Origin of the sequence: Streptomyces sp. NPDC001634 (assembly GCF_040298185.1) — a bacterium.
Classification (GTDB): Bacteria; Actinomycetota; Actinomycetes; order Streptomycetales; family Streptomycetaceae; genus Streptomyces.
The window spans coordinates 43,559-63,581 of the sequence record NZ_JBEOZU010000036.1; the positions used below are offsets into that span (position 1 = coordinate 43,559).

The window sequence follows — 20,023 nt, forward strand, 5'->3', positions numbered from 1 at the left end:
AATCCTGGGGTACCGTCAGAAGAACTGTTTTTATCAAACTCACTATGGCAGGAGGGACGGGGCGGCACCGCTCCGTATGGATGGACGTGAAGCGATACTTCCGTGGGCCGGTCATGTGGATCGTGCTGGCCGTCCTTGCCGTGGTCGTGTTGATGCAGGTCGTCGGCTCCTCCGGCGGCTACAAAACGGTGGACACCGGCCAGGTCGTCCAGGCGATCAATGACAACAAGGTCGAGCAGGCCAAGCTGACCACCGGCGACGAGCAGATCATCAAGGTCTCGCTCAAGAACGGCGAAAAGGTCGACGGCAGCGACAAGATCCAGGCGAGCTATATCGGCGACCAGGGCGTGACCCTGGCCAACACCCTGCAGGACAAGTACCAGAACAAGCAGATCCCGAAGGGCTACACGGTCTCGCCGTCCAAGCAGAACCCCTTCGTCGGCATCCTGCTCTCCCTGCTGCCCTTCGTCCTCATCGTGGTCGTCTTCCTGTTCCTGATGAACCAGATGCAGGGCGGCGGCTCCCGGGTCATGAACTTCGGGAAGTCCAAGGCGAAGCTCATCACCAAGGACACCCCGAAGACGACGTTCGCGGATGTCGCAGGCGCGGACGAGGCGGTCGAGGAACTCCAGGAGATCAAGGAGTTCCTCCAGGAGCCGGCCAAGTTCCAGGCCGTCGGCGCCAAGATCCCCAAGGGCGTGCTCCTGTACGGGCCTCCCGGTACGGGCAAGACGCTGCTCGCGCGCGCCGTCGCCGGCGAGGCGGGCGTCCCCTTCTACTCGATCTCGGGTTCCGACTTCGTCGAGATGTTCGTCGGTGTCGGTGCCTCCCGAGTCCGTGACCTGTTCGAGCAGGCCAAGGCGAACGCCCCGGCGATCGTCTTCGTCGACGAGATCGACGCGGTCGGCCGCCACCGCGGCGCCGGCCTCGGCGGCGGTCACGACGAGCGCGAGCAGACCCTGAACCAACTGCTCGTCGAGATGGACGGCTTCGACGTCAAGGGCGGCGTGATCCTCATCGCCGCCACGAACCGCCCCGACATCCTCGACCCGGCCCTCCTGCGCCCCGGCCGCTTCGACCGTCAGATCGCGGTCGACCGCCCCGACATGCAGGGCCGTCTGGAGATCCTCAAGGTCCACCAGAAGGGCAAGCCGGTCGCCCCGGACGTCGACCTGTCGGCCGTCGCCCGCCGCACCCCCGGCTTCACCGGCGCGGACCTGTCGAACGTGCTGAACGAGGCGGCGCTGCTCACGGCCCGCAGCGACCGCAAGCTGATCGACAACCAGATGCTGGACGAGGCGATCGACCGCGTGGTCGCGGGCCCGCAGAAGCGGACCCGGATCATGTCGGACAAGGAGAAGAAGATCACCGCGTACCACGAGGGCGGTCACGCCCTGGTCGCGGCGGCCTCGCCCAACTCCGACCCGGTCCACAAGATCACGATCCTGTCCCGCGGCCGCGCCCTCGGCTACACGATGGTGCTCCCGGACGAGGACAAGTACTCCACGACGCGCAACGAGATGCTGGACCAGCTGGCCTACATGCTGGGCGGCCGCGCGGCCGAGGAGCTCGTCTTCCACGACCCGACCACGGGCGCCGCGAACGACATCGAGAAGGCGACCTCGACCGCACGGGCCATGGTCACGCAGTACGGCATGACCGAGCGCCTCGGCGCGATCAAGTTCGGCGGCGACAACACCGAGCCGTTCCTCGGACGTGAGATGGCTCACCAGCGCGACTACTCGGAAGAGGTCGCAGCGCTCGTCGACGAAGAGGTCAAGAAGCTCATCGAGAACGCGCACAACGAAGCCTGGGAGATCCTGGTCGAGAACCGCGACGTCCTCGACAGCCTGGTGCTCGCGCTGCTGGAGAAGGAGACACTGGGCAAGGAGGAGATCGCCGAGATCTTCGCCCCCATCGTCAAGCGCCCGCCGCGGCCCGCCTGGACCGGTTCCTCCCGCCGCACGCCGTCCACCCGCCCGCCGGTGCTCTCCCCGAAGGAGCTCGCACTGACGAACGGAGCCAACGGCGCCACCCCGGCGATCGCCAACGCGACGGAGTCCCTCCCGACCACGGAGACCGCTGCGGAGGACCGCCGCGAGAGCTGAATCACAGCTCTCCCGAGGCCCTCACCAGGCCCGGGATTTCTGCCGCGCCCCCCAGGGTTTTAGCCTGGGGGGCGCGGCATTTCCGTAGGGCCGCTGATGAGACGCGAGATCCGTACGCGTCACAGGCGCAGGAACGAGGCACAGATGACCGACCCGGTGACGCTGGACGGCGAGGGAACGATCGGCGAGTTCGACGAGAAACGAGCCGAGAACGCCGTACGAGAGCTGCTTCTCGCGGTCGGTGAGGACCCGGACCGGGAGGGGCTGCGCGAGACGCCGGGGAGGGTGGCCCGGGCGTACCGCGAGATATTCGCCGGCCTGTGGCAGAAGCCCGCGGACGTCCTGACGACGACGTTCGACCTCGGTCACGACGAGATGGTGCTTGTGAAGGACATCGAGGTGTTCTCAACGTGTGAGCATCATCTGGTCCCGTTCAGGGGTGTGGCGCATGTCGGCTACATCCCGTCCACCAGCGGCAAGATCACGGGTCTGTCCAAACTCGCCCGGCTCGTGGACGTCTTCGCCCGCCGGCCGCAGGTGCAGGAGCGTCTGACGACGCAGATCGCCGACTCGCTGATGGAGATCCTCGAGCCGCGCGGTGTGATCGTCGTGATCGAGTGCGAGCACATGTGCATGTCGATGCGCGGCATCCGCAAGCCCGGCGCGAAGACGCTCACCTCGGCGGTCCGCGGTCAGCTGCGGGACGTGGCCACACGCAACGAGGCGATGAGCCTCATCATGGCGCGCTGAGTCTCGCGCCTTCGCAGCACCGCGCGGCCGTAGCCGTCACGAAACCGGTGCTGTCCCGCCGTCGTGGTCGTCGTCGTCCTCCGGGAGTTTGCAGACCCGTTCCAGGAAGAACGCCGCCGCTATGACCGCGATGCCTGCCAGGACCGAGAAGCCGGCGTAGATGGCCTGGTCGCGGCGGGTGGGGATGTCCAGGGATCCCAGGAGGAAGACGCCCGCGCCGCCGTACATGCCGGCGACCAGCGACGCGACCAGGGCGCTTGCCTGGCCGAAGACGACCGCGCGGGCCGCCATCAGCGGGTCGACTCCCTTGGCCCCGGGGCGGCGCTCCCGCTGGGCCTTGAGGCGGGCGCGGAGGGAGAGGGCCGTGGACAGCAGGACCACGGCGATCAGGGCGAGGACGATGGGCGCGGCCAGGGGGACCCGGGGCAGCGTGCCCACCGCGTTCCACAGGCGGGCGCCCGCCCAGGACAGCACTCCGGCCACCACGAACACCGCTGCCAGCGTCCTGATGCGCAGCTCTTTCACGATGTCCCTTCGTCAGCCCGACGGTCGCCCGTACAAGGTCATGGAGCGGGGAAGATCCCGGCCCGGTAGACCTTAACGACTACTCGGGCAGCCGGAGTTCCAGGTCGGCCCGGGGCGTGACGCCGTTGCGGGTGACGACGGCGAGCAGGTCGGCCACCGGGCCGCGGCCGGGGAGCAGGGCCTGGGGGTCCAGGTCGTACCACGGGGCGAGGACGAAGGCCCGCTCATGGGCGCGCGGGTGGGGGAGGGTCAGGACCGGGTCGTCGGAGACGACCTCCGCGTACGAAACGATGTCCACGTCGAGGGTGCGCGCCCCCCAGCGTTCGTCCCGCACTCGGTGGAAGGCCTCCTCCACGGCGTGTGCCCGCTCGAGGAGCGAGGAGGGGGGCAGGGTGGTCTTCAGGACGACCACCGCGTTGAAGTACGCGGGCTGGCTGCCCGGTTCCACGCCCCACGGCTCCGTCTCGTACACGGGCGAGACCGCCTTGACCCGGACGCCGGGTGTGTCCTCGAGGGCGTCGATCGCGCCCTGGAGGTTCTCCAGGCGGTTGCCCAGGTTCGAGCCGAGGGAGATCACGGCCCGTTTCGGGTTCTGCAGGGTCGTGTCGGCCGCGTCCACCTTCTCGACCACGGACGCGGGCACCGGCTGTACGGTCGGGTCGCTGTGACCCCCGTTGAAGTAGGCGGTCATACTCGGCTCCGGGTGATGGTGACGGTCACGTCGTCGAAGGGAACGGTGATCGGTGCGTCCGGTTTGTGGATGCAGACCTCGACCTCCCGGACGGGGGCGTGCTTGAGGCAGGAGAGGGCGATGCGCTCGGCGAGCGTCTCGATCAGGTCGACGGGCTCTCCTTCGACCAGGGCCACGACCTCCTCCGCCACGACGCCGTAGTGCACGGTCTTCGACAGATCGTCGTCGGCCGCTGCTGGTCGGGTGTCCAGGCCCATGACGAGGTCCACGATGAAGGTCTGGCCTTCCTCGCGCTCCTTGGGGAACACACCGTGGTGCCCGCGGGCCTTCAGGCCGCGAAGCGCGACACGATCCACGCGAATCACTCCTGCAATCGTCGGTAGCGGCGGGTACTCACCGAGTGCGGTCGGCGTACCAGCCTCGAATGAATCTACCTGCGGGCACTGACGGCGTTCGCTCATCGGGGCGCGCGCCCGTGTGACGGCGGGAGGGTTCATCGGGCGTTCTCCCTGGGGAACACGGCGGCTCATCGGCCGGTGAGCCGCCGGCTACTCAGGAGTAGGTGATTCCGACCACTACGAGCCGCCTACCCATTCGCGAGGGGCCGCCACCCACTCATGCCGGGGAGTCCTCGTCCTCTTCGTCATCGTTCTCGGTCAGGACGGGGGAGGCGTGGTGCGACCAGAGTTTCCAGCCCTCGGGGGTGCGACGGAACACGTTCGTGGCAACCACCAGCTGGCCGACGAGCGGACCCAGTTCGTCGCCCTCGTCGGGGGCCGGGCCGCCGCTGAGGATGTTCTCGGTGCAGGTCACCAGGGCGGTGTCGCCGGTCACGGAGACGTGGACGTCGGTGAGGAAGAACTGGATGTAGTCGGTGTTCGCCATGATCAGCGCGTAGGACCTCAGGACCTCGCCGCGGCCGGTCAGTACGGGCCAGCCGGGGTGGACGCAGGAGATCACGCCGGCGTCCGCCGGGTCGTGGTACTCCTCGTCGACGCCCAGGTCGGAGGGCGTCAGCCAGAGCGAGGACAGCGCTTCGAAGTCACCGCGCTCCATCGCCTCGTAGAAGGCCGTGTTCGCCTGTTCGACCTGTTCGACGTCCGTGTGGGCGGTGCTCACCGGGCTCCTTCGATGGCGCGTGCGACGCGTACGGCGTCCGCTGTCGCATGGACCTCGTGCACGCGTACGGCCCATGCGCCGGCCTGGGCCGCGAGCGCGGAGACGGCGGCCGTGGCGGCGTCGCGTTCGCGCGCCGGGGGCGGCGCGCCCTCCGGGCCTGCCAGGACGCGTCCCAGGAACCGCTTGCGGGAGGCGGCGACCAGCAGGGGGTGGCCCAGGGCGTGCAGGCGGTCGAGGTGGGCGAGCAGCGTGAGGTCGTGCTCGGCCTCCTTGGAGAAGCCGAGTCCGGGGTCGACGACGATCCGGTCGGGGGCGATACCGCCCTCCAGAACGGCCTCCACGCGCGCGTGGAGCTCGTCGACGACTTCGGTGACGACGTTCTCGTAGGCACCCCTGACGTTGCCGCCCTCCAGGAAGCCGCGCCAGTGCATGACCACGAAGGGGGCGCCGGCGGCCGCGACGACCGGGATCATCGCGGGGTCGGCGAGGCCGCCGCTGACGTCGTTGACGAGCGCGGCGCCGGCGGCGAGGGCCTTTTCGGCGACGGAGGCGCGCATGGTGTCGACGGAGATCGTGACGCCTTCGGAGGCGAGGCCGCGGACGACGGGGATGACGCGCCTGAGCTCCTCGGACTCGTCGACGCGGGTCGCGCCGGGGCGGGTGGACTCGCCGCCGACGTCGACGAGGTCGGCGCCCTCGGTGACCAGGTCGAGGCCGTGCTTGACGGCGGTGGTGGTGTCGAACCAGCGGCCGCCGTCGGAGAAGGAGTCGGGGGTGACGTTGACCACCCCCATGACAGCGCAGCGGTCCCATGTCGGAAGGCCTGTCACGTGGCCACGCCCGGTCTTCGTGCTCATACGTTCAGCGTAGGCCCCCGGCGGCCCCGTGTTCGGCTCGTGCGCGGCAGTCGGTGTCGCATCCCGAGTGGGGGCCTGTGGGCCGCTGGGGGCGGAGGGACGTGCGGCCTGAGCGGGGACCCCGGGCTGGGCGGGTCGGGCCCTCGCTCAGGCCTGTCCGTGGTGTGACTCTGTTTCGCTCAGGTCCGGCTCATTGTTTTCGGGCCTGGCTCATTGTTTTCGGGCTCGCCCATGGTTGCGGGCCCGGTTCACGCGGCCCGCACCCCGTGTTCCGCCACCGTGTGGGCGCATGGGCGCTGGACGGGGGCCTTGCGGCGGAGGAAGGACGGCAGGGCCAGGTTCACGAAGCCCTCCGCCTGCATGACCGCGAGGCCGATGCGCGGGAGGTCGCGGGAGGAGGCGTACACCATGAAGCGCGGCTCCCAGCGCGGCTGGAACTTCGCGTTGAACTTGTACAGGGACTCGATCTGGAACCAGCGGGAGAGGAAGACCAGCAGGCCCCGCCACGCGCGCAGCACCGGGCCTGCGCCGATCTTCTCGCCGCGCGCGAGCGCCGAGCGGAACATCGCGAAGTTCAGGGAGATGCGTGCGATGCCGAACTTCGGGGCGGCCTGGAGGGCGGCCACGATCAGCAGTTCGTTCATGCCCGGGTCGGCGGAGCGGTCCCGGCGCATCAGGTCGAGGGAGGCCCCGTCCGGGCCCCACGGCACGAAGTGCAGGATTGCCTTCAGGTCGCCGTACGGGCCGGCCTCCTCGTCCGCCTTGTGGGCCGTGGCGATCAGGCAGTCACCGTCGGACGGGTCGCCGACGCGACCGAGCGCCATGGAGAAGCCCCGTTCGGTGTCGGTGCCGCGCCAGTCCTCGGCCGCGCGCCGTATGCGTTCCAGTTCGCCCTCGCCGAGGTCACGGATGCGCCGTACCCGGGTTTCGTAACCCGCGCGCTCGATGCGCTTCACCATCTGGCGCACGTTGCGCATCGCGCGCCCGGTGAGAGAGAAATCCGCGACGTCCACCACCGCCTCGTCACCCAGTTCGAGGGCGTCCAGGCCGGTCTCACGGGTCCACACCTCGCCGCCCGTCTCCGAGCAGCCCACGACCGCGGGGGTCCAGGAGTGGGCCTTCGCCTCGTCCATGAAGCGCTCGATGGCGCCGGGCCAGGCCTCCACGTCGCCGATGGGGTCGCCGCTGGCCAGCATCACGCCCGACACGACGCGGTACGTGACCGCCGCCTTGCCGCTGGGCGAGAAGACGACCGCCTTGTCGTGGCGGAGCGCGAAGTGGCCGAGGGAGTCGCGGGCGCCGTGCTTCTCCAGCAGGGCGCGCAGCTGTGCCTCGTCCTCCTCGGTGAGCCGGGCGGCCGGGTGTTCGGGCCGGAAGGCCAGGTAGATCGTGGTGACGGCGGTCAGCAGGCCGAGCGCGCCGAGCGAGAAGCCCACCGTCCAGGAGGCGTTGCCGGTGTAGTCGACCGGGCCCTCGAAGCCGAAGAGGCCGTACAGGACGTGCTCGATGCGGTCGGACAGGCTCGGGTTGCCGACCATGCGGTGCGGGTGGACGCTGACGATGATCAGACCGAGGCCCAGGGACCCGGCGCCCATGAGGATGAAGTTGGCGAGCGCGCGCCAGCGGCTGCGCGGGTCGGGCAGGGCCTCGAACTCGCTCCGGTGACGCACCAGCGGTACCAGCAGCGCAAGCGAGATGAGAGTGCCGACGATCGAGTGGCGGTAGACGTACTCACCCACGGCACCTGCCGGAAGGAGTGTCACCGCCGCGCGCCACGCGCGTCGTTTGCGCCGCCGCAGTCCGTGCGCGAGGAGCAGCAGGAGGACGCCGGCGCTCAGCGACAGGGCCGCCGCGAACGGACCGAGCGAGCCCGGCAGGACCTCTGCGATGCGGTGCATGCGGCTGTGCCGGAAGCGCGGGAACACGCCCGCGGCAATGTCCAGGACTCCCACGAGCGTGCAGGCCCTGGCGATCAGCGTGGGAACGGCTTCCGGGCGAGGGCCGCGCAGTATGCGCCGCACCACAGACCGCTCCGGAACCTCACCTGACTTTTCCCCATCTATCCTGACAGACATCGCATCCCGTAGTTCTGCGAGAGACCTTGAGTCCGGTGCCGATCAGGGCATCCGGCGACATTGCGCCCTCTAGGACGGTGTCTCGGGGAGAGAGGTTCACTCCCCATCACAAAGCCGGTTCAAAGCCGAAGGAAAGTTCGGGGCAAGCCCTCGCGAAAGTGCGAGGGCTTGCCCCATGGCGGAAAGCGCAGACGGAAGAGAGCCCATGGGTCTCACGAGCAACAAAGTGCTGGTTCTGGCGGTCGTGTTCGCCGTGCTGCTGTTCGCCGGCACGGTGTGGTACTGGCCGAGATTCGCGCGACGCAACTGGCGGGCCGTCAGCGGCCGCGTCGGTCTGATGTTCGCCACCCAGCTGGCGATCTTCGCGTCGGTCGGTCTTGCCGCCAACCAGGCCTTCGGGTTCTACGCCAGTTGGTCCGATCTGTTCGGTCAGGACACTGGACAGGGCGTGGTCGTCGACAACGGTGCCGCGGGAGCGAGCGGCGGCCCTCTCCAGGTGGTCGGCACACAGACGGTGAACGTGTCGGGCGGCGCGCAGCCGCAGATCGGCGGCCAGATTCAGAGAGTCACCATATTCGGGCCGAAGACCCATATCGCCACGCCCGCGTTCGTCTACCTGCCGCCGGAGTACTTCCAGCCGGCGTTCCGCACGCGGTCGTTCCCGGTGGGCGTCGTCCTCACCGGCTATCCGGGTACGGCCGCGGCGCTCATCAAGGGGCTGAAATACCCGCAGACGGCGCACGAGCTGTCCAAGCAGGGCAAGATGCAGCCGATGATCCTGGTGATGCTGCGGCCCACCGTGGTGCCGCCGCGGGACACGGAGTGCGTGGACGTCCCGGGCGGGCCGCAGGTCGAGACGTTCTTCACCAAGGACCTCCCCGACGCGGTCCGGTCCCACTACAAGAGGGTGGGCGCGAGCCCCGTCGGCTGGGGCGTCATCGGCGATTCCACGGGCGGCTACTGCGCGCTGAAGTTCGCGACGCACCACCCGGACGTCTATGCCGCCGCGGCGGGTCTGTCGCCGTACTACAAGGCGCCGATCGACCCGACCACAGGCGACCTCTTCCACAAGAACAAGCAGCTGAAGAACCACGCCGACCTGATGTGGTGCCTCAAGCACATGCCGGCGCCCAACACCTCGCTGCTGGTCACGAGCAGCAAGCACGGCGAGTACCACTACAAGGACACGCTCAAGTTCATCCAGCAGGTGCGGGCCAACAAGCTGACCAGGATCTCGTCGCTCATCCTCGACAGCGGCGGTCACAACTTCAACACGTGGCTGCGGGAGATCCCGGGTGCGCTGCAGTGGATGAGCGGGCGGCTCAGCGACCGCTGAGCGGGCGAATACGCGGCGGCGCCGCGCGGAATTCCGCGCAATCCGAAGGCGGCCGGCTCCATGGTGGAGCCGGGGGGCGCGGGGGGGGGGGCGGGGGGGGGCGGGAATGGGCCGGGGGGGGGGGCACCGGGCCCAGGAGGGGCGGGGGGGGGGGGGGCCGCGGGGCGGGGGTCGCGGGGGGCGCCGGGGCTGTGTGGGGGGGGCCCCCCCCCCCGCGGGGGGGCGGGCCACCCGGGGGGGCCCCCCCCCGTACCCCCCCCCCCCCCGCGGGCGGCCCGCCCCGGGCGGCCCCCCCCCGCCTCGGCGTTGTCGCCGGGCGGGTCCGGAATTCGCCGGGTGGCGCGCCATCGGATCCCTTTCGGCGCGGGTGCGGCGAAGGCCTCGGGCCGAGTTCCCGGTGCCCGACAGAAATGATCTTGCAGGATGTCTGGCGGCTTCCGAAGGCCGCTGCTGAGCCCGGGAAGGGGCTGGCAGGGCGGCTGCCGGCACGCTCGGGCGGCCACGGCGTATCCGCGACCGAAGGGAATGCGCCGGATTTGGGAGGCGCATCTTCCGTTTCCGGTGCTCCCGAGGCCCCTGAAGACTTCGGGGTGGCTGTGTTTTTACCAGCCGGGGCACCATCATTCGCCTACGCGCGGTAAGTTTCTGGCCATGCCACGTGGACGTCACCGCCATTCCCCTCCCTTGCACAGACTGCTGCCCTCTTCGGTGATCGCCGGCGTCTCGGTCGTCTGCGCCGCGGGGCCCTGGCTGTTCGCGGAGCCGCTGGTGCTCCGTGGGCTGGCCGCGGGTGCCGCGGTGACGACGGTCCTTGGTGCGGTCATCATGCGCCGCTGGGACGTGGCCGCGGGCAAACGCGTCGCCGACCTCACGCGCGCGCGAGCGAACGACGAGTGGCGCCACGAGGAGCGGGTCGCCGAACTGGAGACCGACCTCGAGGAGTCGCGCGAGCTGCGCACCAAGCTGGAGCACAAGCTGCGGGCCAAGCGCGCCGAGCTGGCGAAGCTGCGCAACGAACACGCGGCGCTGCTGCGGCGGTACGCCACAGCGGAGACGGAGCGCGCGAGCGCCCTGGAGGGCCGCCGCCTGCTGGAGATAGAGGCGACGGTTCCGGGGCCGCGGGCGCTGCCCGCGGCGGACTCGGACGCGCCCGGTGCGCGGAAGACGGCGGACACTGCCGAGAACGTGGCTGCGGCCGCGGATGTGCGGGACGCCGGGGACGTGGCTCCCTCGGTCACCGCCGGGCGGGAGAAGGACGCCGAGACCGGGGAGTCGACTCCCCGGGTGTTCTCCCCGGAGGGCTCCGCGCTCTTCCTGCGGGCCGACTCGGCGCTGGCGCGGCTCGCCGCGGAGGGTGGCGTCGAGGAGCAGGAGGAGGCGGACCCGGCCGAGGAGACCGAGGCCGAGGCCCAGACCGAGGCCGAGGCCCAGACCGAGGCCGAGGCCCAGACCGAGGCCGAGAACGAGGCCGAGGCCGAGAACGAGGCCGAGGCCGAGAACGAGGCTGCGGAGACGACCGTTTCCGTGGAGGACACCGACGAGGCGCAGCAGAGCACGTCCACGGAGGACGGCGACGGCGACGGCGACGGGCCCGGCACGACCGTGTCCGCGGAGGACGACGACGAGACCGGGGCGACCGCGTCCGCCGAGGAGCACGCAGCCATGGACCCGACGGACACCGCCGCTCATGGCGGACCCGCTCGGGGTGACGCCGGTAAGGCTCCCGGGACCTCCGCGACTGCCGCGCAGACCTTCCCGACGGAGGGCGGCCCCGGCAACGGCGGCGGGAAGCGGAGCCCCGCCGAGCCCGACGCCCCCGAGGCCGGCGCCCCCGAGTCCGACGCCCGGGAGGGCGGTTACGGCGAGGAGGGCGAGGCCGAGGGGAAGCCCGCGGCGGTCGCCGGGCAGGAGCACGCGGCCGCCCCGACCGCACAGCAGTCCCTGCCGGCCGTCACCAAGCCGGCCCATGCCACCGGGCACTTCACCGTGCCGACCGCCGTGGCCGTCGTACCGCCGGCTCCGCGGCGGCGCCCGGCCGTCGAGGGCGGTTTCGACTTCTTCGGCACACAGAAGTCGCAGGAGGCCCTCGAGACCATGCAGAACGAGGACCTCGCGGACGTCGTCGGCCAGGAGGCGCTCGCGGAGCACAAGGCGGAGTCCGAGTCGGGCTCCGGGCCCGCGGACCCGCAGACGCTCCCCGCCGGCGCCGGCCAGGTCATCGACCTGACGGCCCACGACGAGACGGAACAGATCAACATCCAGGGGCTGCGTACCGCGGCGTCCTGAGCCCGGCCGACGCCGGGTCAGCGCCCGGTCGACGTACGCGCAGGGGCGGCGGCACACGACGTGCCGCCGCCCCTCACCGTTCTCCGGCCCCGTCTACGAGGCCATCCACCGCTCCGGCCGGGCGTCCCGCCGGCCCGTGCGCGACCGGTCCGCCTGTGCGTACAGCAGCGCCGCCGCCTCCTCGGCGTCCCGCAGGCGCGCTGTCACCGTCTTGTTCGCGCCGGTGTCCACATGGACGTCGGCGACCCGCCTGAACCGCTCCCACGGCCCCTGCGACAGCCGTACGCTCTGCACTTTCGCATGCGGTACCAGCGACAGGGTGCGGCGCAACAGGCCGTGCCGGGCGGCGAAGACGGTGTCGGTGACGGCCAGTCCGTGGCCGCGCCACCACAGCGGCAGGCACCAGCCCGCGCGGCGTGGCGGCCGGGACAGGGACGCGGGCACGGTCACCCCGGGCAGTACCTGTGCGATCACCGACTCGGCGACCGCGCGCGGGGCGACCGGCATCAGCACCGAGTTGGACGAGCCCGCCACGTCCAGCCGGACGTGCACCCAGCCGAACCGCCGCCACAGCAGCGGCTCCACGATGCGTACGGTCTGCACCCGCCCGGGCGGCACGGTCTCATGGGCGCGGTCGAGCAGCCCGTGGTCGATGCGGAGCCCGTCCGGCGATTCGCCCAGCGTCCAGTCGTACGCACGGACGAACTGCCCCACGCTCCTCGTGGCCGCTCCGCCGAGCAACGGCAGCCCGGTGGCGAGCAGCGCCCCCACGCTGTGCGTGCCGAACCACACCAGCGCCGATACGGCGAGGGCGCCGAGCAGCGAAGTCCAGGTGGCGCCGATGAGGAGGAGGGACAGGGCCAGCTCGCCCGGTGGCACGCGCAGCAGCTGCCGTACGGGCGCCTCGCCCACATCGCGTGCCGTCTCGGGCGCGAAACCGGCCGCGCGGGCGAGGAGTTCGGCGCGCAGGGCGCGGGCCTCACCCTCGCCCAGATAGGCGAGTTCGTCCTTCTTGTTCGTTCCTATGGCGTCGAGTTTGAGCTTGGCGACGCCTGCGACCCGGGCCAGCAGCGGCTGGGTGACGTCGACGGCCTGCAGCCGGTCGAGCCGGATGTGGGCGGTGCGGCGGAACAGCAGGCCCGTGCGGATGCGCAGTTCGGTGTCGGTCACCGCGAAGTGCGTGAACCACCAGCTCAGAAAGCCATACAGGGAGGCGGCCGGGACGAGTATCGCGAGCCCTGTGAGGAGTGCGGTCGTGGTCAGCCTCGTCAGCTGTTCCTGGGCCTGGCCGGGGTCGTGCACGGCCCAGCCGGCGATCACGGCGACGGGCGCCCAGGCCCGCCGGAACGGGGTCACGGGGTGCAGCCGCCGCTCGGTGACCTCAGGTCCCTGCGCGATCTGCCCGTCCGCGACCTGCCCCTCCTCGATGCCGGGCGTGCCGGGCTGTGCGTCGGGCGTGCTCACAGCCCCGCCGATCGGGCTTCGCCCAGTTCGGTCAGCCGGTCCCGCAGCCGTTCCGCCTCGGCCGGGTCGAGGCCCGGGATGGTGGCGTCCGTCCTCGCGGCCGCGGTGTGCAACTGGACGCTGGCCAGCCCGAAGTGCCGTTCGACCGGCCCGGAGGTGACCTCGACGAGCTGCATGCGCCCGTACGGCACCACGGTCTCCTCGCGCCACAGCACCCCGCGGCTGATCAGCAGGTCGTCGGCCCGCTCGGCATACCGCCAGGAGCGCCAGTTGCGGCCGAGCAGCACCCAGCCCCACAGCAGCGTGGCCAGCGGGAGCAGCGCGAACAGCGCCCAGGCGGGTCCGGCGAGCAGACCCGGAAGCAGTCCCACCACGAGAGTGAGCAGTCCCAGCCACACCACCAGCAACAGCCGTCGCATCCGCAGCAGGCCCGGCGGCAGCCCCGTCCAGACGGGCTCGGCGCCCTCCACAGTCCCCGTTTCCATGCCGCAAGGGTACGTACGAGAGACTGTGTCCATGACTCCTACGACGGAGACCATGGTCGGGATCGGCGGCGCCGCGGAAAGCACCGACATGGTGCTCAACATCGGGCCCCAGCACCCGTCCACGCACGGCGTGCTGCGGCTGCGGCTCGTGCTGGACGGCGAGCGGATCAAGAGTGCGGAGCCGGTCATCGGCTATATGCACCGCGGCGCGGAGAAGCTCTTCGAGGCGCGCGACTACCGCCAGATCATCATGCTTGCCAACCGCCACGACTGGCTCTCCGCCTTCTCCAACGAGCTGGGCGTGGTCCTTGCCGTGGAGCGGATGCTCGGCATGGAGGTCCCCGAGCGGGCGGTGTGGATGCGCACGCTGCTCGCGGAGCTGAACCGGGTCCTGAACCATCTGATGTTCCTCGGCTCCTATCCGCTGGAGCTGGGTGGCATCACGCCGGTGTTCTACGCCTTCCGGGAGCGGGAGGAACTCCAGAACGTCATGGAGGAGATCTCCGGCGGGCGCATGCACTACATGTTCAACCGCGTCGGCGGCCTCAAGGAGGACCTGCCCGCGGGCTGGACCGCACGCGCGCGTACCACCGTCTCGGACGTGCGCTCCCGCATGGACCGGTTCGACGACCTGGTGCTCGGCAACGAGATCTTCCGCGGGCGCACCCGGGACGTGGGCGTCCTCACACCGGAGACCGTGCATGCGTACGGCGTGAGCGGGCCGATCGCGCGTGCCTCCGGCGTGGACTTCGACCTGCGCCGCGACGAGCCGTACCTGGCATACGGGGAGCTCCAGGACACCCTCAAGGTCGTCACCCGGCGTGAGGGCGACTGTCTGGCCCGCTTCGAGTGCCTCCTGGAGCAGACGCACATCGCGCTCGACCTGGCCGATGCCTGCCTGGACCGGCTGGCCGAGCTGCCTCCCGGGCCGATCAACCAGCGCCTGCCGAAGGTGCTGAAGGCGCCCGAGGGCCACACGTACGCCTGGACCGAGAACCCGCTCGGCATCAACGGCTACTACCTGGTCAGCAAGGGTGAGAAGACCCCGTACCGGCTGAAGCTGCGCTCGGCCTCGTACAACAACATCCAGGCGCTGACCGAGCTGCTGCCGGGGACGCTGGTCGCGGACATGGTGGCGATCCTGGGGTCAATGTTCTTCGTGGTCGGGGACATCGACAAGTAGCCCCCCGAGCGGCGCGTCGGGGATGCCGACGGGCTGGAGCAGCCAGCCGAAGTCGCCGAGGCCGCCGGGCGCTGTGAGTTCGGCGGCGGCTCCGGCGTGTGCGAGGGCGCGTACGTATCCGGCGGGGTCCGTGGATGCGAGCGCAAGCGGGGGGCGTGCGCCGGTGATTGCCAGGGCGCGCAGGGCCGTGCGCTGGGTCAGCAGGCGCGCCCCCGGCAGGGCGCACGCGTCCAGCGCCACATGCGCCGTGATGTCGCAGGAGCCGTCCGGCACGGGCGCGGTCTCCCGGCCCGCGCGGAATCCGGTGAGCGTCCCGAAGGGCGGCCGGGCGTCCGCGCTGTGCGCGTAGTCGACGGCGACGGCGAGCCCGCGGTCGACGGTGGCGACGGCGGCGGCCCAGGCGGTGTCCCTGGGCAGGCCGATCTCGGCGCGGCACCCCTCGGCGGACAGCGGCCACCAGCGCTCCAGCCACCGGGCCTCCGCGCCCGCGACCGGCTCCCCGAGGCGCTCGGCCCCGTCCTCCCGTACGAGGACCAGCCGGGGCACGCCGTCGGAGCCGGCCTCCGCGACCTCGACCGGCACGTTGTCCAGCCACTCGTTCGCGAACAGCAGCCCGGTGATCCCCTCCGGGGGCTTGCCGAGCCACTCGATCCGTGAATCCAGACCCTCGGGGCGATCGGCGATCTCGACCGCGTACGCGCGCGTACGGGCCGTGACGTCCGGGGGCAGCGCGTCGAGGACACCGGCGGCCAGTTCGCCCCGGCCGGCCGCCATGTCCACGAACGCCAGCTCGGCCGGCCGTCCCAGCGCCTCGTCGACCCGGCACAGCAGCCGCGCCACGGCGACGGCGAAGAGCGGCGAGGCATGCACGGATGTACGGAAGTGCGCCGCGGGTCCCTCGGGCCCGCGGTAGAACCCGTTCGCCCCGTACAGCGCCTCCTGGGCCGCCGCCCGCCATCCGCGCCACTCGCCGTTCGCCTTGTGCGTCACGGGGCCAGGCTAGGGTCTGTCTTTCGGATCAGGTTGGCCGATGGGGGCGGTGCCTTGCGGCCCAGCCGAGCGTGGTCATGGGGTCCCCCCTCTGGGGGAGTGCGTGCCAGGGTCCGCGACGCCGAGCTGATCCGAAAGGCAGGCCCTGGGCCGGCCGGGGCGGGGCGCGGACGGCAGGAGGGAGGGCGCCCCGGGCGACCCGCACCTGCGGTACGCGCCCCGGGCGTGGCGCGCGCAACCGCTCTGCACAGCCCAGGCCCCGGCGGCTCCCGTGCGATCCCGTCCGGCAGCCCCCTCACCGTTCGGGATCATGGAGCATCCACCTTGCGGAGTATGCCCGCTCCGCGCGGATCGGCCCTCCGGTTGACCCCTGCACACATCACGCTTCCCTACGCTGGGTTACGTGCAGCGCCTCTATGACTTCCTCCGCAGACACCCGACGTGGGTCGACAGCTTCTGGGCCGTCGTCCTGTTCGGGCTCTCCTGCGTGAGTGTGACGAACCTTGAAAGGGCGCGGAACTATCACGGATCGCTCCCCGTGGGGCTCGCGATCTCCGCCGTCCTGTCCGTGGTCGTAGCGCTGCGCCGCCGGATGCCGGAGAAGATGCTCCTCCTGGCCGCCGCGATGGGAGTCACGCAGCTGGTCCTGGACCAGCAGCCGTTGATCGCCGACTTCGCCATGCTGGTGATCATCTACACGGTCGCCGCGGACGGTGCCCGCTGGGCCTCGCGCGTCGGCCTGGTCGCCGGTCTGTGCGCCGGAGCCCTTTCAGTGACGCGCTGGACGGAACACCAGTCGAGTCCCCTGGGCAACGTCGCGATCGCCGTCTTCCAGACGGTGCCCTTCGCCCTCGCCTGGGTCCTCGGCGACTCCCTGCGCACCCGCCGCGCCTACCTCGCCCAGCTGGAGGAGCGCGCCGCCCGGCTGGAGAAGGAGCGTGAGGCTCAGGCCAAGGTCGCCGTGGCCGCCGAGCGTGCCCGTATCGCCCGCGAGCTGCACGACGTGGTCGCCCACAACGTCTCGGTGATGGTGGTGCAGGCCGACGGTGCCGCATACGTCCTCGACACCGCCCCCGACCAGGCGAAGAAGGCCCTGGAGACGATCTCCGGGACCGGCCGCCAGGCCCTCGCCGAGATGCGCCGCCTGCTCGGCGTGCTGCGCACCGGCGAGCACAAGGAGGCCGGTGAGTACGTTCCGCAGCCCGACGTCGAGCAGATCGACGAGCTCGTCGAGCAGTGCCGCACCGCAGGCCTGCCGGTCGACTTCAAGGTGGAGGGCACCCCGCGCCCGCTGCCCAGCGGAGTGGAGCTGACGGCGTACCGCATCGTCCAGGAGGCTCTCACCAACACCCGCAAGCACGGGGGCCCGAATGCGGGTGCGAGCGTACGGTTGGTGTACTTCGACGACGGTCTCGGACTGCTCGTCGAGGACGACGGCAAGGGCGCCCCGCACGAGCTGTACGAGGAGGGCGGCGCCGACGGCCAGGGCCATGGACTGATCGGCATGCGGGAGCGCGTCGGGATGGTCGGCGGCACGCTGGACGCGGGACCGCGCCCCGGAGGAGGCTTCCGCATCAGCGTCCTGCTGCCGCTGAAACCGGCCCACTGACACGTGCACCCCTGCCCGACCGCCCATGACACGACCCGACCCACCGACCGAAGGCCGACCGGAGGACCCCCGCCATGCCGATCCGCGTGATGCTCGTCGATGACCAGGTGCTGCTGCGCACCGGGTTCCGGATGGTGCTCGCCGCCCAGCCGGACATGGAGGTCGTGGCGGAGGCGGGCGACGGCGTCGAGGCCCTCCAGGTGCTGCGCTCCACCGCGGTCGACGTGGTCCTCATGGACGTGCGCATGCCGAAGCTGGACGGCGTGGAGGCCACCCGCCGCATCTGCGCCGAGCCCAACCCGCCGAAGGTGCTCATCCTGACCACCTTCGACCTCGACGAGTACGCTTTCTCCGGGCTGAAGGCGGGCGCCTCCGGCTTCATGCTCAAGGATGTGCCGCCCGGCGAACTCCTCGCCGCCATCCGCTCCGTGCACAGTGGCGACGCCGTGGTCGCGCCCTCCACCACCCGCCGTCTCCTCGACCGGTTCGCGCCGATGCTGCCCGGCGGCACCACGGAACCCCGGCACAAGGAGCTGGAACGGCTCACCGACCGCGAGCGCGAGGTCATGGTGCTGGTCGCCCAGGGCCTGTCCAACGGCGAGATCGCGGCCCGGCTCGTGCTGTCCGAGGCGACCGTGAAGACCCATGTGGGCCGCATACTGACGAAACTGGGACTCAGGGACCGGGTGCAGGTGGTCGTCCTCGCGTACGAGACGGGTCTGGTACGGGCGGGCGGGCACGGTTGAGTCAACGGTGACCTCCATGTGACCGGCACCCACTAGGGTCGGCGCATGCTCCTGTGGATCAACGGCCCCTTCGGGGGCGGCAAGACACAGACCGCACACGAGATCCAGCGACGCCTGCCCGGCAGCGTCATCTGCGACCCGGAACACGCCGGCTTCGGCCTGCGCCGCATGCTGCCGCCCGAACTGCGAGGCAACTTCCAGGACCTGGTGTCCTGGCGGCAGGGTGTGGTCGAGGTCCTCGATCTGGCGCTGAGCAAGCACGATGGCGTGGTCATCGCCCCGATGACGGTCACGGACTCCGTCTGCTTCGAGGACACGGTCGGCCGGCTGCGCGAACTGGGCCATGACGTACGCCACTTCGCGCTCCTCGCCGAGCGCGCGACGGTACTGAAACGACTGCGGGAACGCGGCTTCGGGCACCTCCTTCAGTACGTCGCCGGGAAGGACGCCCCACTGCGCAGGGAGAGTTGGGCCGTCCAGCAGCTCGACCACTGCCTGGAGCGGCTGCGGGAGCCGGAGTTCGCCGAGCATCTGTGGACGGACCACTCGACGGTGCCCAAGACGGCGGACCGGATCGCCGTGCTGGCCGGGCTGACGCTTCGCCCCAACAACGAGAGTGCGCTGCGGAACCGGCTGCGGCAGGCGAAGGTCGGGTTCCAGCACATCCGGTTCGACTGACGGTTACCTGAGTACCGCTTCCAGGAAGTCGCTGCCCAGCCGGGCCACCACGGTCACGTCCAGTTGGTGCAGGACGTACCGGCCGCGGCGGCGGGTGGTGAGCAGGCCCGCCTTCTTCAGGGCGGCCAGGTGCCGGGATATCTCCGGGGCCGTCATGCCGTGGACCCGGGCCAGCTCACCCGTGGTGTACGCGCTGCGGGCCAGATGGCGGCACATGCGCATCCGTACCGGGTGGGACAGGGCGGCCATCCGCAGGGTCAGCTGCTCCAGCGACGGCGGCGCCGACAGCTCAGGGGAGCGGACCGGGTAGTGCAGCACCGGCTGCCAGCCGTACCGGTACAGCACCATCAGGTGAGGCCATCCCAGACTGGTGGGGACGAACAGCAGTCCGCCGCCCGCCGTGGCGGTGCGGCCCTCGCCGAGCTTGTCGACGGTGATGCGGCCCGCTTCCTCGTCGAGCGCCACCGCGTGCGACACCGACGCCAGCGCCTCGGCCAGGCCCCTGCGCCGCAGGAGGTCCGTCTTGTGGCGGGCGTCCGCCGCCAGCTGGTGACTCAGCCGCGACCAGGTGTCCGCGAAGAACGCCGCGTCGCAGTCCTCCAGGAACTGCCGCAGCCAGGCCCGGGTCCGCGGCGGGTCGGCCAGCAGCCGCTCGCTGAACCGCAGTTGCTGCGGTCCGCGTGCGGCGGCCAGTTCCAGAGCGCGCCGGCGGGCCTCGGCGTCGGTGAGCGCGTCGGGGCCCGGGGCGCCGTACGGCAGCGCGCAGGTGAACTCCAGCGCCGCGTCCACGAACTGCTCGTCGCTGAGCTTGTCCAGCAGGTCCAGCTCCTCGGCGAGCGTGGCACCGGGGAGCGTGTCCCGGCCCGGCAGGCCCGCACAGGGCAGGAAGAGGTCCGAGAACGTCGTACGCCACAGGAAATCGGCCTCGCACATCCGGTCGGCGAGGTGCGAGTCGAGGCCGGCGGTCACGCCGGTCGCCCAGCCCTGCAGCCCGGGATGGTGGCCGGGCTCGGACAGCGCGTGCAGGGCCATCCCGAGCTCGGCCAGCGGAGAGGGCACCACGGCGACCCTCTCCCGCCGCAGACCGGTGATGTCGATGTCCACGCTCATGACCTCATGGT

18 protein-coding genes are annotated in these 20,023 nt (G+C 71.1%); 8 read left to right on the forward strand and 10 right to left on the reverse strand.

Annotated elements, in window-relative coordinates; all coding sequences use genetic code 11:
• Positions 1-80: 80 nt before the first annotated feature.
• A complete protein-coding gene (gene ftsH, locus ABT186_RS24085) occupies positions 81-2,108 on the forward strand; it encodes an ATP-dependent zinc metalloprotease FtsH (RefSeq protein WP_351236807.1) in 2,028 nt (675 codons plus the stop codon).
• Positions 2,109-2,252: 144 nt separating this feature from the next.
• On the forward strand, positions 2,253-2,858 hold the full coding sequence (gene folE, locus ABT186_RS24090) for a GTP cyclohydrolase I FolE (protein WP_351236805.1): 606 nt from the start codon (positions 2,253-2,255) through the stop codon (positions 2,856-2,858).
• 36 nt (positions 2,859-2,894) lie between these two features.
• Here folE and ABT186_RS24095 read toward each other — a convergent pair whose 3' ends face one another.
• The 6 genes from ABT186_RS24095 to ABT186_RS24120 form a co-directional block, all read right to left on the reverse strand.
• Positions 2,895-3,383, reverse strand: coding sequence for a DUF3180 domain-containing protein (locus ABT186_RS24095; RefSeq protein WP_351236803.1), 489 nt, complete (start codon positions 3,381-3,383; stop codon positions 2,895-2,897).
• Between the two features lie 79 nt (positions 3,384-3,462).
• Positions 3,463-4,074, reverse strand: coding sequence for a 2-amino-4-hydroxy-6-hydroxymethyldihydropteridine diphosphokinase (folK, locus tag ABT186_RS24100; protein WP_351236801.1), 612 nt, complete (start codon positions 4,072-4,074; stop codon positions 3,463-3,465).
• Positions 4,071-4,430 carry a dihydroneopterin aldolase gene (gene folB, locus ABT186_RS24105; protein ID WP_351236799.1) on the reverse strand — a complete coding sequence of 120 codons (360 nt, stop codon included), beginning with the start codon at positions 4,428-4,430 and terminating at the stop codon, positions 4,071-4,073. Before folB ends, folK begins: the two co-directional genes overlap by 4 nt.
• A gap of 259 nt (positions 4,431-4,689) precedes the next feature.
• Positions 4,690-5,193: a nuclear transport factor 2 family protein gene (locus ABT186_RS24110; protein ID WP_351236797.1), complete on the reverse strand. Its 504-nt coding sequence runs from the start codon at positions 5,191-5,193 to the stop codon at positions 4,690-4,692.
• A complete protein-coding gene (gene folP, locus ABT186_RS24115) occupies positions 5,190-6,050 on the reverse strand; it encodes a dihydropteroate synthase (protein ID WP_351236795.1) in 861 nt (286 codons plus the stop codon). The genes ABT186_RS24110 and folP overlap by 4 nt, the downstream gene beginning before the upstream one ends.
• 248 nt (positions 6,051-6,298) lie before the next feature.
• Positions 6,299-8,125: a phosphatidylglycerol lysyltransferase domain-containing protein gene (locus tag ABT186_RS24120; protein WP_351236793.1), complete on the reverse strand. Its 1,827-nt coding sequence runs from the start codon at positions 8,123-8,125 to the stop codon at positions 6,299-6,301.
• A 205-nt stretch (positions 8,126-8,330) separates the two neighbouring features.
• Here ABT186_RS24120 and ABT186_RS24125 point away from each other — a divergent pair, with 205 nt between their 5' ends.
• Positions 8,331-9,461, forward strand: coding sequence for an alpha/beta hydrolase (locus ABT186_RS24125; protein ID WP_351236791.1), 1,131 nt, complete (start codon positions 8,331-8,333; stop codon positions 9,459-9,461).
• A gap of 651 nt (positions 9,462-10,112) precedes the next feature.
• Positions 10,113-11,747, forward strand: a complete 1,635-nt coding sequence (locus tag ABT186_RS24130; RefSeq protein WP_502973302.1) for a hypothetical protein — start codon at positions 10,113-10,115, stop codon at positions 11,745-11,747.
• Between the two features lie 93 nt (positions 11,748-11,840).
• Here ABT186_RS24130 and ABT186_RS24135 read toward each other — a convergent pair whose 3' ends face one another.
• On the reverse strand, positions 11,841-13,175 hold the full coding sequence (locus ABT186_RS24135; RefSeq protein ID WP_351926810.1) for a PH domain-containing protein: 1,335 nt from the start codon (positions 13,173-13,175) through the stop codon (positions 11,841-11,843).
• A gap of 32 nt (positions 13,176-13,207) precedes the next feature.
• Positions 13,208-13,729, reverse strand: coding sequence for a PH domain-containing protein (locus ABT186_RS24140; protein WP_502973303.1), 522 nt, complete (start codon positions 13,727-13,729; stop codon positions 13,208-13,210).
• Here ABT186_RS24140 and ABT186_RS24145 point away from each other — a divergent pair.
• On the forward strand, positions 13,728-14,879 hold the full coding sequence (locus ABT186_RS24145) for an NADH-quinone oxidoreductase subunit D (RefSeq protein ID WP_351233361.1): 1,152 nt from the start codon (positions 13,728-13,730) through the stop codon (positions 14,877-14,879). The two genes, ABT186_RS24140 and ABT186_RS24145, sit on opposite strands and share 2 nt — an antisense overlap.
• On the opposite strand, the gene ABT186_RS24150 is transcribed toward ABT186_RS24145, so the two are convergent.
• Positions 14,844-15,869, reverse strand: a complete 1,026-nt coding sequence (locus tag ABT186_RS24150) for an SAM-dependent methyltransferase (protein ID WP_351233359.1) — start codon at positions 15,867-15,869, stop codon at positions 14,844-14,846. The genes ABT186_RS24145 and ABT186_RS24150 overlap by 36 nt on opposite strands.
• 403 nt (positions 15,870-16,272) lie before the next feature.
• Here ABT186_RS24150 and ABT186_RS24155 point away from each other — a divergent pair, with 403 nt between their 5' ends.
• The 3 genes from ABT186_RS24155 to ABT186_RS24165 all read left to right on the forward strand — a co-directional run bounded on the left by ABT186_RS24155 (position 16,273) and on the right by ABT186_RS24165 (position 18,902).
• Entirely contained in the window at positions 16,273-17,478 is a 1,206-nt protein-coding gene (locus ABT186_RS24155; RefSeq protein ID WP_351233357.1) for a sensor histidine kinase, read from the forward strand.
• Positions 17,479-17,552: 74 nt separating this feature from the next.
• Positions 17,553-18,224 carry a response regulator transcription factor gene (locus tag ABT186_RS24160; RefSeq protein WP_351233355.1) on the forward strand — a complete coding sequence of 224 codons (672 nt, stop codon included), beginning with the start codon at positions 17,553-17,555 and terminating at the stop codon, positions 18,222-18,224.
• Between the two features lie 45 nt (positions 18,225-18,269).
• Complete coding sequence (locus ABT186_RS24165; protein WP_351233353.1) at positions 18,270-18,902, forward strand: AAA family ATPase; 633 nt, start codon at positions 18,270-18,272, stop codon at positions 18,900-18,902.
• A 3-nt stretch (positions 18,903-18,905) separates the two neighbouring features.
• Here the strand turns inward: ABT186_RS24165 and ABT186_RS24170 are convergent, their stop codons facing one another.
• Positions 18,906-20,012, reverse strand: coding sequence for a DUF5937 family protein (locus ABT186_RS24170; protein WP_351233352.1), 1,107 nt, complete (start codon positions 20,010-20,012; stop codon positions 18,906-18,908).
• Positions 20,013-20,023 lie beyond the last annotated feature (11 nt).